Annotated in this window: 16 protein-coding genes; 8 read left to right on the top strand and 8 right to left on the bottom strand. The window is 54.9% G+C overall.

Features of this window, described 5'->3' with window-relative positions; genetic code table 11:
- The first annotated feature begins 112 nt into the window (after positions 1 to 112).
- Positions 113 to 772 carry a PAQR family membrane homeostasis protein TrhA gene (trhA, locus tag KI228_RS18335; protein ID WP_044264418.1) on the top strand — a complete coding sequence of 220 codons (660 nt, stop codon included), beginning with the start codon at positions 113 to 115 and terminating at the stop codon, positions 770 to 772.
- A gap of 80 nt (positions 773 to 852) precedes the next feature.
- On the opposite strand, the gene ygfZ is transcribed toward trhA, so the two are convergent.
- A complete protein-coding gene (gene ygfZ / locus KI228_RS18330; RefSeq protein ID WP_061069610.1) occupies positions 853 to 1,833 on the bottom strand; it encodes a tRNA-modifying protein YgfZ in 981 nt (326 codons plus the stop codon).
- Positions 1,834 to 2,089: 256 nt separating this feature from the next.
- On the opposite strand from ygfZ, the gene sdhE reads away from it, so the two are divergent.
- Entirely contained in the window at positions 2,090 to 2,356 is a 267-nt protein-coding gene (gene sdhE, locus KI228_RS18325) for an FAD assembly factor SdhE (protein WP_042322123.1), read from the top strand.
- Complete coding sequence (locus tag KI228_RS18320) at positions 2,337 to 2,744, top strand: protein YgfX (protein ID WP_044254016.1); 408 nt, start codon at positions 2,337 to 2,339, stop codon at positions 2,742 to 2,744. The genes sdhE and KI228_RS18320 overlap by 20 nt, the downstream gene beginning before the upstream one ends.
- Before the next feature lie 100 nt (positions 2,745 to 2,844).
- On the opposite strand, the gene fldB is transcribed toward KI228_RS18320, so the two are convergent.
- On the bottom strand, positions 2,845 to 3,366 hold the full coding sequence (gene fldB / locus KI228_RS18315) for a flavodoxin FldB (RefSeq protein ID WP_042999366.1): 522 nt from the start codon (positions 3,364 to 3,366) through the stop codon (positions 2,845 to 2,847).
- Between the two features lie 100 nt (positions 3,367 to 3,466).
- Here fldB and xerD point away from each other — a divergent pair, with 100 nt between their 5' ends.
- From xerD to lysS, 5 genes are all read left to right on the top strand, one after another.
- Positions 3,467 to 4,363, top strand: coding sequence for a site-specific tyrosine recombinase XerD (gene xerD, locus KI228_RS18310; protein WP_042999367.1), 897 nt, complete (start codon positions 3,467 to 3,469; stop codon positions 4,361 to 4,363).
- A 23-nt stretch (positions 4,364 to 4,386) separates the two neighbouring features.
- A complete protein-coding gene (gene dsbC / locus KI228_RS18305; protein WP_042999368.1) occupies positions 4,387 to 5,100 on the top strand; it encodes a bifunctional protein-disulfide isomerase/oxidoreductase DsbC in 714 nt (237 codons plus the stop codon).
- A gap of 5 nt (positions 5,101 to 5,105) precedes the next feature.
- Complete coding sequence (recJ, locus tag KI228_RS18300) at positions 5,106 to 6,839, top strand: single-stranded-DNA-specific exonuclease RecJ (protein WP_042999369.1); 1,734 nt, start codon at positions 5,106 to 5,108, stop codon at positions 6,837 to 6,839.
- Positions 6,840 to 6,944: 105 nt separating this feature from the next.
- Positions 6,945 to 8,043 (top strand): peptide chain release factor 2 gene (gene prfB / locus KI228_RS18295; protein ID WP_099433741.1). Its coding sequence is split into 2 segments (ribosomal slippage): positions 6,945 to 7,019 and positions 7,021 to 8,043, totalling 1,098 coding nucleotides; the frame shifts between segments, so codons are not numbered across the junction.
- Between the two features lie 9 nt (positions 8,044 to 8,052).
- Positions 8,053 to 9,570 carry a lysine--tRNA ligase gene (gene lysS / locus KI228_RS18290; RefSeq protein WP_042999370.1) on the top strand — a complete coding sequence of 506 codons (1,518 nt, stop codon included), beginning with the start codon at positions 8,053 to 8,055 and terminating at the stop codon, positions 9,568 to 9,570.
- A gap of 52 nt (positions 9,571 to 9,622) precedes the next feature.
- On the opposite strand, the gene idi is transcribed toward lysS, so the two are convergent.
- From idi to KI228_RS18265, 6 genes are all read right to left on the bottom strand, one after another.
- On the bottom strand, positions 9,623 to 10,171 hold the full coding sequence (idi, locus tag KI228_RS18285) for an isopentenyl-diphosphate Delta-isomerase (RefSeq protein ID WP_061069611.1): 549 nt from the start codon (positions 10,169 to 10,171) through the stop codon (positions 9,623 to 9,625).
- A 134-nt stretch (positions 10,172 to 10,305) separates the two neighbouring features.
- Positions 10,306 to 10,431 carry a hypothetical protein gene (locus tag KI228_RS24355; protein WP_099433739.1) on the bottom strand — a complete coding sequence of 42 codons (126 nt, stop codon included), beginning with the start codon at positions 10,429 to 10,431 and terminating at the stop codon, positions 10,306 to 10,308.
- Position 10,432: 1 nt separating this feature from the next.
- A complete protein-coding gene (locus KI228_RS18280; RefSeq protein WP_061069612.1) occupies positions 10,433 to 11,881 on the bottom strand; it encodes a nucleobase:cation symporter-2 family protein in 1,449 nt (482 codons plus the stop codon).
- Between the two features lie 63 nt (positions 11,882 to 11,944).
- Complete coding sequence (gene ghxQ / locus KI228_RS18275) at positions 11,945 to 13,312, bottom strand: guanine/hypoxanthine transporter GhxQ (RefSeq protein ID WP_042999373.1); 1,368 nt, start codon at positions 13,310 to 13,312, stop codon at positions 11,945 to 11,947.
- 32 nt (positions 13,313 to 13,344) lie between these two features.
- Positions 13,345 to 14,661: a guanine deaminase gene (guaD, locus tag KI228_RS18270; RefSeq protein ID WP_061069613.1), complete on the bottom strand. Its 1,317-nt coding sequence runs from the start codon at positions 14,659 to 14,661 to the stop codon at positions 13,345 to 13,347.
- 17 nt (positions 14,662 to 14,678) lie between these two features.
- Positions 14,679 to 16,079, bottom strand: coding sequence for a nucleobase:cation symporter-2 family protein (locus KI228_RS18265; protein WP_042999375.1), 1,401 nt, complete (start codon positions 16,077 to 16,079; stop codon positions 14,679 to 14,681).
- Positions 16,080 to 16,130 lie beyond the last annotated feature (51 nt).

Genomic DNA, 16,130 nt, shown 5'->3' with positions numbered 1-16,130 from the left:
TAACGATTAGTTTTAAAATGATATTTATTTTAGCTAACAGGTGTTCACTGGAACCATTCTCAGTTACGCTAGAGGCGCAATCACGAACAAGTTCGTTTCTCCGGAGTAAGTTATGGTCCAGAAGCCATTAATCGCGCAAGGATATTCACTGGCAGAGGAAATCGCCAACAGCATCAGTCATGGTATTGGGCTGGTGTTTGGTATCGTCGGTCTGGTGTTGTTGCTGGTGCAGGCGGTGGACATGAATGCCAGTGCGACAGCGATTACCAGTTACAGCCTGTACGGCGGCAGCATGATTTTGCTGTTTCTGGCGTCGACCCTGTATCACGCGATACCACATCAGCGGGCGAAGATCTGGCTGAAAAAATTCGACCACTGTGCGATTTACCTGCTCATTGCCGGGACCTATACGCCGTTTCTGCTGGTTGGGCTAAATTCACCGCTGGCGCGTGGGCTAATGATCGTTATCTGGAGTCTGGCGCTGCTCGGCATTTTATTCAAACTGACGATAGCCCACCGGTTTAAAGTGCTGTCGCTGGTGACCTATCTGACGATGGGGTGGCTGTCACTGATTGTGGTGTATCAACTGGCGATCAAACTGGCGGCGGGCGGCGTAACGCTACTGGCCGTAGGCGGCGTGGTCTATTCGCTGGGAGTGATTTTCTACGTCAGTAAGCGTATTCCCTACAACCATGCTATCTGGCACGGGTTTGTGCTGGGCGGCAGCGTATGCCACTTTCTGGCCATCTATTTGTACGTAGGACAGGCGTGATGTGATGCTTTACCGTCTTATCCGGACTACGACTTTTCCCCGTAGACCGGATAAGCGAAGCGACATCAAGTGCTGATGAATTACTCTTCCAGTGAATAGGGCAGCGGTTCGATGTGCAACGTGTTGGCATCGTCGCGCACGCGGAATACGCTGTCGGCCTCCATATCGTTGTTCATCACCACCTGTACCCGTAGCTGACCGTCATCCAGTTGCACTGCCGCGAGGACGGTGCCAGTACGACGCCAGTTCTCACCCATTTTCATTTCAAGATCGTCACCCGCTTCCGGTACACGACTGGCCTTACCCGCCAGAGACCATAACGCGCGTTTGTTCGCCCCGCGGAATTTCGCTCGTGCCACCATCTCCTGACCGGTATAACAGCCTTTCTTAAAGCTGATACCGCCCAGCGCCTGGAGATTAGTCGCCTGCGGGATAAACTGCGCGCTGTTTGCTGAATCAATCACCGGCAGACCGGCCTCGATATCCAGCGCCAGCCATTGCTGACTGTTATTCAGTTCGGCTTCACCACGCAGTTTTTCGGTTACGGTTTCCGCGGTTGCCACATCGGTAACCAACAGGAAGCGTTCTACCGGATGTTCAAACCACAGCAGGGTCGTCGCTCCTTCATGCGTGACAGGCTTTTCGCTGTCGGGCAGTTCGCTGAACAGATTCACCAGTGCGGCACGCGCCTGGAAACCTGCCACCCCGAGCAGTACGCGTTCGTCGTCTGGGGCAATCGTCACTTTCGAGAACACAGCGTATTTTTTCAGTTCGCCCACCTGCGCATCACGCAGACTACGGCGTTCAATCCAGGCAAAACCGTCGCCGTCGCGGAACAGCCGCAGGTTGCTCCACATTTTTCCTTTAGCGTCGCAGTGGGCGGCCAGGACGTGTTGGTGTTCAGTCAGTTGACTCACGTCAGCTGTCACCTGACCCTGGATATACTTCTCGCTGTCAGCCCCGGTAATCGTGGCCAGCGCCCAGTCATCTAACGTCATCAGCGTCAAGGGCAAACGCGCTGAAGCTGAGGGTTGACGAGGTGGAAATGGAGTAAATGCCATAAAAATGTCCTGATTTGCTTAACGCAGTGATAATGACTAATGGTAAAAGAGCTATGGCCCAATGCAAGCGCTTTGATAGTCCCATTTGTGCCTTATCTTACAGATTGCGAGGCGGCATCCAGAAAACATGAACCCATTGACTTATTGGGGATTTAATTAGCGATCGCGCTTGTGGTTATGGATATTCCCGCAAAACAGGATGAAAAACACGTTACAATAGCCGGGTAGTTCATTTGAGTGAGACAGGAAGAAGAACATGGATATTAACAATAAAGCACGTATTCACTGGGCATGCCGACGCGGTATGCGTGAACTCGATATTTCCATCATGCCGTTTTTCGAACATGAATACGACACGTTGAGTGATGATGAAAAACGTATTTTTATCCGCCTGCTGGAGTGTGATGACCCGGATTTATTCAACTGGTTGATGAATCACGGTAAACCGGCAGATGCTGAACTGGAGCAGATGGTACGACTCATCCAGACACGGAATCGGGATCGTGGTCCTGTGGCAATCTGATCTCCGCGTCTCATGGCGCGCACAGTGGCTATCACTCCTTCTGCATGGGCTGGTGGCCGCGGCGATTCTATTAATGCCATGGCCGCTGAGCTACACGCCGCTGTGGTTGATACTGCTTTCGCTGGTGGTGTTTGACTGTGTCCGCAGCCAGCGGCGAATTAACGCCCGTCAGGGAGAGGTCAAACTTCTGATGGATGGACGACTCCGCTGGCAGGGGCAGGACTGGCTTATCGTCAGTGCACCGTGGATGATCAAAACCGGCATGATGCTGCGCTTGCGCTCTGAAACCGGTAAACGCCAGCATTTGTGGCTCGCGGCTGACAGTATGGATAAGGCGGAATGGCGGGATTTACGCCGCCTGATGATGCAACCGTCGACGCAAGGGTAGCGCCGACGAATGCCTGATGGCGGGCAGCTTTAAGGTCTACTATGCGGTGTGTCATGTAGGCCGGATAAGGCGTTCACGCCATCATCCGGCAAAACGGTTATCAGGAATAGTGCTCGGCCATTTCACCGAGAATCTGCTCGCACCACGCCTGAATACGCTCATCGCTGAGATCGTATTGATTGGTTTCATCCAGTGCGAGACCGACGAACAACTGCCCATCGGCAATGACCGGTTTAGGGCTGGTGAACTCGTAGCCTTCGGTAGGCCAGTAACCGACGAATTTGACGCCTTTGGTCGACAGTTTGTCATGCAACATGCCCAACGCGTCAAGGAACCACTCGCCGTAGCCTAACTGGTCGCCCATACCGTAAAGCGCGACAATTTTGCCTTCGAGGTTGAGTTCGTCCAGTTGATCCCAGACGGCTTCCCAGTCCTCCTGAATTTCACCGAAATCCCAGGTGGGAATGCCTAAGATCAGCACATCGTACTGCTCCATCAGGGCCGGGGCATCATCTTTCAGATTATGCAGCGTCACCAGTTCCGGGCCGATGATGTCACGAATTTTCTCCGCAGCCATCTCGGTGTAGCAGGTGCTGGAACCGTAAAAAAGACCAATATTCATCGCGTAAACGTCTCAATACTTGCTATGACTTTGCGCGTAGTGTACCAGAAACCCGTATCATTGAGTCATAATGGCAGACTGCAGAATCAAAGGAGCAGATGTGGAACAGGATCTTGCGCGCATCGAACAATTCCTTGATGCGCTCTGGCTGGAGAAAAATCTGGCGGAAAATACGCTGAGCGCCTATCGCCGCGATCTGACCATGCTGGTGGAGTGGCTCGCGCACCGTCAGGTGTCGCTGGAAACCGCGCAAAGTGACGATCTGCAGGCCTTGCTGGCCGAGCGGATGGACGGTGGGTATAAAGCTACCAGTACCGCACGACTGCTGAGCGCGGTGCGGCGGCTATTCCAGCATCTTTACCGCGAGAAAATTCGCACCGACGATCCAAGCGCGACGCTGGCATCGCCCAAGCTCCCGCAGCGTCTGCCGAAGGATCTCAGTGAAGCGCAAGTAGAACGGTTATTACAAGCTCCCGTGGTTGACCAACCGCTGGAGTTACGCGATAAAGCCATGCTTGAGATTTTATATGCCACTGGACTGCGCGTGTCTGAACTGGTCGGACTGACGATGAGCGATGTCAGCTTGCGTCAGGGCGTAGTGCGGGTGATTGGTAAAGGCAATAAAGAGCGTCTCGTGCCATTGGGCGAAGAGGCGGTGTACTGGCTGGAGACGTATCTGGAACATGGGCGTCCGTGGCTGCTGAACGGCGTATCGATTGACGTGCTGTTTCCCAGCCAGCGCGCGCAGCAGATGACGCGCCAGACCTTCTGGCACCGCATTAAGCACTATGCCGTCTTAGCGGGAATCGACAGTGAAAAGCTGTCGCCGCACGTTTTACGCCACGCATTTGCCACGCATTTGCTCAATCATGGCGCCGATTTACGCGTGGTGCAGATGTTGCTGGGTCACAGCGATCTCTCCACCACGCAGATTTATACTCATGTTGCGACAGCGCGCCTGCGTCAACTTCATCAACAGCATCACCCAAGAGCGTGAATGCTGAGCGAACAGGAAAGGTTATGAAAAAAGGTTTAATGCTGTTTACCCTGCTGACCACTGCGTTTTCCGGCCTGGCACACGCCGACGACGCCGCGATCCGTCAGTCTCTGACGAAACTGGGCGTGCAGAGCACGGATATTCAACCCGCCCCGGTTGCCGGGATGAAAACGGTGCTGACCAACAGCGGCGTGCTGTATGTGACAGAAGACGGTAAACACATCATTCAGGGGCCAATGTACGATGTCAGCGGCGCGACGCCAGTCAACGTGACCAACCAGCTGCTGATGAAGCATCTGAACGCGCTGGAAAACGAAATGATCGTCTATAAGGCGCCGCAGGAAAAACACGTCATTACCGTCTTTACCGATATCACCTGCGGCTACTGCCACAAGCTGCATGAAGAGATGAAGGACTACAATGCGCTGGGCATTACCGTGCGCTATCTCGCCTTCCCGCGTCAGGGACTGGATAGTCAGGCCGAGCAGGATATGAAGTCAATCTGGTGCGCGCAAGACAAAGCCAAAGCGTTTGACGACGCGATGGCAGGCAAAGGCGTGAAAGCGGCGACCTGCGAGGTGAACATCGCGGATCACTATGCGCTGGGCGTACAGTTTGGCGTAAGCGGTACACCGGCGATTGTGCTGAGCAACGGCTATGTCGTGCCAGGCTATCAGGGACCGAAAGAGATGAAAGCGTTTCTTGACGAGCACCAAAAACAGACCAGTGGTAAGTAATTCGCGTGAAACAACAGATACAACTTCGTCGGCGGGAAGTCGATGAGTCGGTAGAACTGCCTGCCGACCTTTCGCCGCTGCTACGTCGCCTGTATGCCAGTCGTGGCGTACGCAGTGCTCAGGATCTTGAGCGCAGCGTCAAAGGCATGCTGCCATGGCAGCAACTGAGCGGCGTCGAAAAAGCGGTCGAAATTCTCTATAACGCCTTTCGCGAGGGGACGCGCATCATTGTTGTCGGCGATTTCGATGCGGATGGGGCGACCAGTACCGCCCTGAGCGTGCTGGGTATGCGCGCTCTGGGCTGCGATAACATCAGCTACCTCGTGCCAAACCGCTTTGAGGATGGTTACGGCTTAAGTCCGGAAGTGGTCGATCAGGCCCATGCGCGTGGCGCGCAGCTGATCGTCACCGTCGATAACGGTATCTCTTCCCATGCCGGTGTGGATCACGCCAGGGCGCTGGGGATCCCGGTCGTGGTCACCGATCACCACCTGCCGGGCGAGACGCTGCCCGCCGCCGAAGCCATCATCAACCCGAATCTGCCCGATTGTGATTTCCCCTCGAAATCGCTGGCCGGTGTGGGCGTGGCGTTTTACCTGATGCTCGCCCTGCGTACCTTCCTGCGCGACAAAGGCTGGTTTGACGAACGCGGCATTGCGCCGCCAAACCTGGCGGATCTGCTCGATCTGGTCGCGCTGGGCACTGTGGCGGACGTGGTGCCGCTGGATGCCAACAACCGAATCCTCACCTGGCAGGGCTTAAGCCGCATTCGTGCCGGGAAATGCCGTCCGGGGATCAAAGCGTTGCTGGAAGTGTCCAACCGTGATGCGCAAAAACTCGCCGCCAGCGATTTAGGGTTTGCGCTTGGCCCGCGTCTGAATGCGGCGGGTCGGCTGGATGATATGTCCGTCGGCGTGGCGCTGCTGTTGTGCGATAACATTGGCGAAGCGCGGGTACTGGCTAACGAACTGGATGCGTTAAACCAGACCCGTAAAGAGATTGAACAGGGAATGCAGGCGGAAGCGCTGACCCTGTGCGAGAAGCTGGAACGCAGTCGCGAAACGCTGCCCGGAGGTCTGGCGATGTATCATCCTGAGTGGCATCAGGGGGTGGTCGGGATCCTCGCCTCGCGCATTAAAGAGCGTTTTCACCGCCCGGTGATCGCTTTCGCACCGGCTGGCGATGGCACGCTAAAAGGCTCCGGACGTTCCATTCAGGGACTGCACATGCGTGATGCGCTGGAGCGGCTGGATACGTTGCATCCGGGGTTGATGATTAAATTCGGCGGCCATGCGATGGCGGCGGGACTGTCGCTGGAAGAGGCAAAATTCGACCTGTTCCAGCAGCGTTTTGGCGAGCTGGTCACGGAATGGCTGGATCCCTCGCTGTTACAGGGGGAAGTGGTCTCTGACGGCCCGCTCAGCGCCGCGGAGATGACGATGGAGGTTGCGCAACTGCTGCGTGATGCCGGTCCGTGGGGGCAAATGTTCCCGGAACCGCTGTTTGACGGGCGTTTTCGCCTGCTTCAGCAGCGTCTGGTTGGCGAGCGACATTTGAAAGTGATGGTCGAACCCGTTGGCGGAGGACCGCTGTTAGACGGCATCGCCTTTAACGTCGACACTGCCTGCTGGCCGGATAACGGCGTGCGCGAAGTCGAGCTGGCCTACAAACTGGATATTAACGAATTTCGCGGCAACCGCAGTTTGCAGATCATCATCGATAATATCTGGCCCGTGTAATCTGACCAATTTCCCGTCACTATTCTCTATAAATAAGCGCGTGGATTGGGTACAATCCCGCTCTTATCACCGCATTTTGACAAGTCCAATAAAAGAAATCAGACCATGTTTGAAATTAATCCGGTAAAAAACCGCATTCAGGACCTCACGGAGCGCTCTGACGTTCTTAGGGGGTATCTTTGACTATGATGCCAAGAAAGAGCGTCTGGAAGAAGTAAACGCCGAGCTGGAACAGCCTGACGTCTGGAACGAACCCGAACGCGCACAGGCGCTGGGTAAGGAACGTTCCTCGCTTGAAGCGATTGTCGACACCCTCGACCAAATGTCTCAGGGTCTGGAAGATGTTTCCGGCCTGCTGGATTTGGCTGTAGAAGCCGACGACGAAGAAACCTTTAACGAAGCCGTTGCTGAACTCGATACGCTTGACGAAAAACTAGCGCAACTGGAGTTCCGCCGTATGTTCTCCGGCGAATATGACAGCGCCGATTGCTACCTCGATATCCAGGCCGGTTCCGGCGGTACTGAAGCGCAGGACTGGGCAAGCATGCTGGAGCGTATGTATTTGCGCTGGGCAGAAGCACGCGGCTTCAAGACCGAAATTATTGAAGAGTCAGAAGGGGAAGTGGCCGGGATCAAGTCCGTGACCATTAAGATTTCTGGCGAATATGCCTACGGCTGGCTGCGTACGGAAACCGGCGTTCACCGTCTGGTGCGTAAGAGCCCGTTCGACTCCGGTGGTCGTCGCCATACCTCGTTTAGCTCCGCGTTCGTTTACCCGGAAGTGGATGACGATATTGATATCGAAATCAACCCGGCGGACCTGCGTATCGACGTGTATCGCGCATCTGGTGCGGGCGGTCAGCACGTTAACCGTACGGAATCCGCGGTGCGTATTACCCACATCCCGACCGGGATTGTGACGCAGTGCCAGAACGACCGCTCCCAGCACAAGAATAAAGACCAGGCCATGAAGCAGATGAAAGCGAAGCTTTATGAACTGGAAATGCAGAAGAAAAACGCTGAGAAGCAGGCGATGGAAGACACTAAATCCGACATCGGCTGGGGAAGCCAGATCCGTTCTTACGTCCTTGATGACTCCCGCATTAAAGACTTGCGTACCGGGGTTGAAACCCGCAACACGCAGGCGGTGCTGGATGGCAGCCTGGATCAATTTATCGAAGCAAGTTTGAAAGCAGGGTTATGAGGAACCAACATGTCTGAACAACACGCACAGGGCGCTGACGCGGTAGCCGATCTTAATAACGAACTGAAAACGCGTCGTGAGAAACTGGCTGGCCTGCGTGAGCAGGGTATCGCCTTCCCGAACGATTTCCGTCGCGATCACACCTCAGACCAACTGCATACTGACTTCGATGCGAAAGAGAACGAAGAGCTGGAAGCGCTGAACATCGAGGTGTCCGTTGCAGGCCGCATGATGACCCGTCGTATCATGGGGAAAGCGTCCTTTGTGACGTTGCAGGACGTGGGTGGCCGCATTCAGCTGTACGTTGCCCGTGACGATCTGCCGGAAGGTGTTTACAACGAGCAGTTCAAAAAATGGGATCTCGGCGACATCCTCGGCGCCAAAGGAAAGCTGTTCAAAACCAAAACCGGCGAACTGTCTATCCACTGCACCGAATTGCGTCTGTTGACCAAAGCGCTGCGTCCGCTGCCGGATAAATTCCACGGTTTGCAGGATCAGGAAGCGCGTTATCGTCAGCGCTATCTGGATCTCATCTCTAACGATGAATCCCGCAACACCTTTAAAGTGCGTTCTCAGATCCTGGCAGGCATCCGCCAGTTCATGGTCGGTCGCGGCTTTATGGAAGTTGAGACCCCGATGATGCAGGTGATCCCAGGCGGTGCGTCTGCGCGTCCGTTTATCACCCATCACAATGCGCTGGATCTGGACATGTACCTGCGTATTGCGCCGGAACTGTACCTGAAGCGTCTGGTGGTTGGCGGCTTCGAGCGCGTATTCGAAATCAACCGTAACTTCCGTAACGAAGGGATCTCCGTGCGTCATAACCCAGAGTTCACCATGATGGAACTCTACATGGCCTATGCGGACTATAAAGATCTGATCGAACTGACCGAGTCTCTGTTCCGTACGCTGGCGCAGGACGTGTTGGGTAAAACGGAAGTGCCTTACGGCGATGAAGTGTTCGACTTCGGCAAACCGTTCGAAAAACTGACTATGCGCGAGGCTATTAAGAAATACCGTCCGGAAACGGAAATGGCTGAACTGGATAACTTCGACTCCGCCAAAGCGATTGCTGAATCCATTGGTATCAAGGTCGAGAAGAGCTGGGGTCTGGGCCGTATCGTGACGGAAATTTTCGAAGAAGTGGCCGAAGCGCATCTGATTCAGCCGACGTTCATTACCGAATACCCGGCAGAAGTGTCTCCGCTGGCGCGTCGTAATGACGAGAACCCGGAAATCACCGATCGCTTTGAGTTCTTCATCGGCGGTCGTGAGATCGGTAACGGCTTTAGCGAGCTGAACGATGCGGAAGATCAGGCGCAGCGCTTCCAGGATCAGGTTGACGCGAAAGCGGCGGGCGACGACGAAGCGATGTTCTTCGACGAAGACTACGTTACCGCGCTGGAGCATGGTCTGCCGCCGACCGCGGGTCTGGGTATTGGTATCGACCGTATGGTGATGCTGTTCACCAACAGCCACACCATCCGCGACGTGATCCTGTTCCCGGCGATGCGTCCGGTCAAATAAGCTTCACGGCGACGGCTAATAAAAAAATCCCCGGCTGACATGCCGGGGTTTTTTATTGCTGACGGCTAAAGTTAAGGAGTGACGCTCGCGCCGTATCGTTTGACGCCTGCATCACCATCCACGGACTGAAAGCCCACGGCGTCGCGTCAATTCCGCGTAAAACCGCCTCCAGATCGCTCCACTGATAATCCATCACCTCATCGCGATTGACCTGCAGTTCACTGGTCACCCGTGCTGCATAGACCGGGCAGACCTCATTCTCGACGATCCCACTGGGATCGGTCGCGCGATAGCGAAATGCCGGGTAGACGGGAGTCAGACTGGCAATCTCTACGCCCAGCTCATAACGACAGCGGCGGATAACAGCCTCTTCGTGACTTTCACCTTGTTGAGGGTGGCCGCAGACCGAGTTAGTCCAGACGCCTGGCCACGCTTTTTTTTCCAGCGAACGGCGAGTCACCAACAGCTGTCCCTCTGTATTGAACAGCCAGGAGGAGAAGGCGAGATGCAATGGTGTGTTAACGGTGTGGGCGGTATATTTTTCCAGCGTGCCGGAAGGGGTGTCCTGTGCATCCAGTAAAATGACGTGTTCCTGTCGCATAATGTCTCACTGTCAATCTCAAGCGCACACCAGTATATGAGATCTCACGATGAAATGATTAACGCCGGGAGCGTTTAACACAGGAATGTGACATCCGCATCTTGCGGTACGGATGTCGGGAGCGGGGCGTGATTTTAGAAAAACAGCAGCATAAACCGGAAGCGACTTTCGATACCCAGCGCAATGCCGTCAGAAATGGCGGGTATCGACATCAGCATGAGCAACAGCAAGGTAATCAGGCAGCGCCAAAAGAGATTCATACTATTCATCCTGCTGATTTTTTTTCAACTTGCGCATCAGTAACCACATTCGAACCGTTCTGACCTTCAGGTTTTTATCCGAGACGGATTCCTGCACCAGCCCGGTATGGTGGTGGTAGCCATTGAAAAACAGATTCAGTACGACAGCACTGAAGGTGGCCAGCATAATGCCGCTATGCAGGAGCGGCTGGAGAACGGCAGGCAGGCGAGAAAAAAAGTCATGCGATAACGTCGGCGTCATGCCGACGCCCAGGCTGATGGCCACAATGTAGAGGTTGTAACGGTTTGTGGTGTAATTGCAGCGCGAGAGAATGCGGATCCCGGTTGCCAGTACCATACCAAACATCACCAGACCCGCGCCGCCGAGGACGAACTGCGGAATGGAGGCGACCAGAACCGCCATTTTCGGCACCATGCCAAACAAAATTAAGATGACGCCGGAAGCGATGCAGACCCATCGACTGTGCACGCGCGTGACGCTGACCAGGCCAACGTTTTGGGAAAATGAGGTGTGGGGAAAGCTGTTAAATACTCCGCCAATCATTGTCCCGACGCCATCCACGCGCAGGCCGCGAATGATATCCTGCGATGAGAGTTTGCGACCGACGATTTCGCCGAGCGCCAGGAACATCCCCATCGATTCAATAAACACAATGATTAACACAGCCGTCATGGTCAGAATCGACACCGGATCAAAGACAGGGGTGCCGAAGGCCATGGGGGTGACAATCGCGAACCACGAGGCATCGTGCAGGCCTGACAAATTCACTTCATTCATCATCCATGACAACGCAAAGCCAAAGATGATCCCCAGCAGGACCGCGACGTTGGACATGAAGCCTTTGGCAAATCGGGTGATTAATAAAATAAAGATTAAGACCGCAAATGAAATCCCTAAATAGACCGGATTCCCATACTCAGGATTACCTTTTCCGCCTGCAGCCCAGTCAACGCCCACCTGAATAATGCTCAGACCAATCGAGGTGATCACCACGCCCGTTACCAGCGGTGGAAATAAGGGCATCAGGCGACCGACAAGCGGCGCTAAGAGTGTGGTGATCGCGCCAGCGGCAATGGTTGAGCCAAAAATGCCCAACAGACCGATATCCGGATTGATGCCAATCGCAATCATCGGCGTCACCGCGGCAAACGTCACCGACATAATCACGGGCAGGCGAATCCCCATAAAGCGACCGATGCCAATACATTGCAGCAGGGTCACGATCCCGCAGCAGAAGAGATCCGAGCTGATTAACAGCGCAATAGCTTCTTTGCTGAGGCCGAGTCTGTCGCCAATCATCAGCGGTACAGCGACCGCGCCTGCGTACATGACCAGCACATGTTGCAGACCGAGTACGACCAGCTTGCCAGGCGATAATATACGGTCGACCTCATCGGTGGCGCGGCCTTGCCCCGACGGTGAGGGAAGTTGGGAATCTATGGCGCTCATGCGTTTTCTCCTGAATGGCGAGGCCGATAGAACAGCTCCGCGCGCGTTGGCGCGGAGCCTCGCTTAAATAGCCCATCCGCCGGCGTAGAACGCCACCAGCGCGACGGTAATAATGACGGTACCGATGTTCAGCTTCTGCCATTCCCGGGCAAAAACGCGACCGACAACCAGCGTCACGAAACCGAGCATAATGCCGGTGACGATATTGCAGGTCAGGACGATAAAGACCGCGCAGACCAGACCAGCCATCGCATCGATGAAGTCATTGAAATCCAGTTTTGAGACATTACTGAGCATCAGTAAGCCGACGTACATCAGCGCAGGCGCCGTCGCATAGCCGGGTATGAGGTAAGAGAGAGGCGATAAGAACAGGATAAGCAAGAACAAACAGCCGACGATGGCGGCGGTCAGTCCTGTTTTTCCACCGGCGGCGGTTCCCGCAGCGGATTCAATATAGACGGCGGCTGGCGCTGCGCCCACCAGACCGGAGAATACGGAGCTGATGGAGTCGCTGGTCAACGCTTTACCGCCGTTGATGATTTGGTTGTCTTTATCCAGCAGATTCGCTTGTCCGGCGACGGCGCGGATGGTGCCGGTAGCATCAAATACCGCCGTCATCACCAGCGCCAGTACGCTGGGCAGCACCGCAGGCTGTAAGGCGCCCATGATATCAAGACTGAAAATCAGAGACTTACCGTCTTCACCGCTCAGGCTGGGCATGGCGACCAGGCCGTGATATTTAACGGCAGGGTCAAATATCAATCCGATAATCGAGATGGCGATAATCACCAGCAGGATCCCGCCAGGGACGCGGCATTTCTCCAGCCCGAAGATGACCGCCAGACCCAGCAGACTCATCAGAACCGGAAAAGAGGTAAATGCGCCGAGTGCCACCGGAAGCCCTTCCAACGGGTTTTTAATCACCATACCGACGCCGTTCGCCGCGATCAGCAACAGGAACAACCCGATGCCAATCCCTGTGCCATGCGCGATACCCATGGGTAAGTTTCGTAAGATCCAGGTCCGGACGCCGGTGACCGAGATAGCGGTAAAAATGACCCCCATCAGGAAAACCGCGCCGAGGGCGACAGGAATCGAAATGTGTTGTCCCAGCACCAGGCTGAATGCGGTGAAGGCGGTCAGCGAAATAGCACAGCCAATCGCCATCGGCAGGTTGGCCCACAGGCCCATCAACAGCGAGCCGAAGCCTGCGACGAGGCAGGTGGCGACAAAGACGGCGGCGGGTGGGAATCCCGCTTTCCCCAGCATTCCGGGCACGACTATGACCGAATAGACCATCGCCAGAAAGGTGGTCAACCCGGCCAGTATTTCCTGACGCACGGTACTGCCACGCGCCGTAATCTTGAAGTAATTATCCAGCGCGCTGCGTGGTTTCGACGCGCCGGGGGTTTGCAGAATATCTCCAGACATAATGATGTCCTCAGCAGGATGTTAGCGTTCTGTCAGGTCCGTTCGTACACCAGACGTCCGTCGACGTAAGTGCGGTAAATTGAGCGATCGTCGCCCAGCGTCATCATCACGAACAATTTGTCGACCAGGGATGTTGAGTTGTCATAGCGCAGTTGTTGCAGCGGCGTCGCTGTCGGTTCCAGCACCACAAAGTCCGCCTCTTTGCCCGGCATAAAGTTACCAATCAGATCGTCGAGGCCCAGCGCTTTCGCGCCGCCGAGCGTCGCCAGGTAAAAGGCTTCGTATGCCGAGAGTCGGTACCCCTGTAGTTGCACCACTTTGTAGGCTTCGTTCAGCGTTTGCAGCATGTTGAAGGTGGTACCGGCGCCGATATCGGTTCCCATACCGACGTTGATCTTCTTCCTCCAGGCTTTTTGCAGATTGAACAAACCGCTGCCGAGGTAGAGGTTTGAGGTCGGACAAAAGGCGATGCTGGAGTGGGTTTCGCTCAGGCGATCCCACTCTTTCTCTTCCAGATGGACACAGTGGGCGAAGACGCAATTTTTGCCGGTCAGCCCGTACTGGTGGTACACATCCAGATAGCCGTCATGTTCAGGATAGAGTTCTTTAACCCAGGCAATTTCGTCTTTGTTTTCAGAGAGATGGGTATGTACCCAGGTATCGGGATATTCTTCCCGCAGACGCTGCGCCATCGCCATCTGTTGCGGTGACGAGGTCGGGGCGAAGCGCGGCGTGATGGCATACAGCAGGCGGCCATTTTTATGCCAGCGCTCAATCAACGCCTTACTTTGCAGGTAGCTGCTCTCGGCGTCGTCCAGAAGGTAATCCGGCGCGTTACGATCCATCATCACTTTGCCGGCGATCATGCGCATATTGATATGGCTGGCGGCTTCAAATAGCGCATCCACGGACTGCGGATGCACCGTGCCAAAAACCAACGCGCTGGTGGTGCCGTTACGCAACAGTTGCTTGATGAAAAAAGCTGACATCTCGCGCGCGTATTCCAGATCCTCATAGCGTCTTTCGGTCGGGAAGGTGTGCTTATTCAGCCATTCCAGCAACTGCTCGCCATAGGCACCGACCATTTCGCTCTGGGGGTAGTGGATATGCGTATCAACGAATCCCGGCACGACCAGTTTTCCGCGATAGTCACGGACACGGATGGCATCAGGGATCCGCTGTTTTCCTGCTTCCCACTCACCAAACCATTCGACTTTTCCCTGGCGAATCAGCAGCAATCCGTCTTCCAAAAATCGCAGCGCTGAGGCGATCTCTTCCGGGTTTTCAACGGTGCGGATGACATCAATAAAGCTGCCGCGTACCGCTTTCAACGTGTGTTCTCCAGACATCGTAAACTCCTTTACCGTTAATCCGTTTCCTCCGGGGAGACGATGCCCGGCAGCACTTCTTCAGGCCGGTAGCCTCCTGGGAGAATGATATTCAGTAGAATGGCGGTCAGACCGCCCGCGCAGATGGGGTTTTCCACCAACACATAAATTGAGGCCGGCAGGATTTTGAATATTTCCGGGTCATAGGAGACGCCCAGCCCCAGTCCCAACGAGGTGGCAACAATCAGCGTTTCACGGCGCTTAAGCCCGTTCGTGATGATGATGCGGATCCCGGCGATTGCGATCATCGAGAACATTAGCGTCATCGCCCCCCCCAGCACCGCCGAAGGAATAGTGGTAAAGAAGCCGCCAATCATGGGAAACAGTCCAAGCAGCACCAGCATGACGGCGATGGTGCGGCCGATATAGCGAGAGGCGACGCCGGTCATCTGGATAACGCCGTTGTTTTGCGCAAAGGTCGTCAATGGCAGTGAACCTACCGCAGAGGCAATAACGGAGACCAGCCCATCGGCCAGCACGCCGCCCTTCAGGCGTGACTGGTATTCATCTCCCTGAATGGGGCGTCTGGACACCATCGCGGTCGCGGTAATGTCGCCGACGGCTTCCAGCACGCTGAGCAGATAAATGGTCCCCACCACCAGAAAGTGATGAAAGTTGAACTGGAAACCGTACTTAAAAGGGGTCGGGATGGTGACCCACGGCAGATTGCGCATACTGCTGAAATCCACCATGCCCAGGCACAAAGAGACGATATAACCCACGCACAGCCCGATCGCGATGCCGCCCATTCTCAGTAACGGACTGCGGCAGCAGTTAAAACCGATCACCACGATCAGCACCAGCAACCCGACGCCGATATTCTCGTAATTTCCGTAGGTGCCGCTGCTTTTCGCCGCAAAGCCGCCGCCAAAATCGATAATCCCGACTTTAATCAGGCTCAGGCCAATCATCAGCACCACAATGCCGCTGACGGTCGGCGTGATGACCCTGCGCAAGTAAGGCAAAATGAAAGACGATCCCACCACCAGAAATGCCCCGACAAATGAAACGCCAAGCAGCGATGACATGATCAACTCTTCGTGGAATCCATCGTTTTTCATCCCGCTGCCCAGTGCAATCATTACCGTGACAAACGAAAAGTTGACCGACTGAATCGAGAGTAAGCCGGAACCGACCATGCCATAGCGATTGACCTGCAGCCAGGTGCCGATGCCAGATGCAATCATCGCCATTGAGACCAGATAGGCGGTGGTTTCCGTTGAGAGCTGTAGCGCGGTGCCAACAATTAATGCGGGCGTGACCATGGGGACAAAGATGGCCAGCAGGTGGGTGATCGCGCCGATAATAGACTGATGAAAGGGAGGGCGATCCTCCAGTTCGTAAATCAGATCTGAGCCTGCACGTGATATATCAGACATCCCTTCACTCCTTAATAAGTAAATTTGATCATCTGAATCAGCAGAATTAAA

This window comes from Citrobacter amalonaticus (assembly GCF_018323885.1).
GTDB classification, from domain to species: domain Bacteria; phylum Pseudomonadota; class Gammaproteobacteria; order Enterobacterales; family Enterobacteriaceae; genus Citrobacter_A; species Citrobacter_A amalonaticus.
This window is presented reverse-complemented; position numbering and strand designations above follow the sequence as displayed.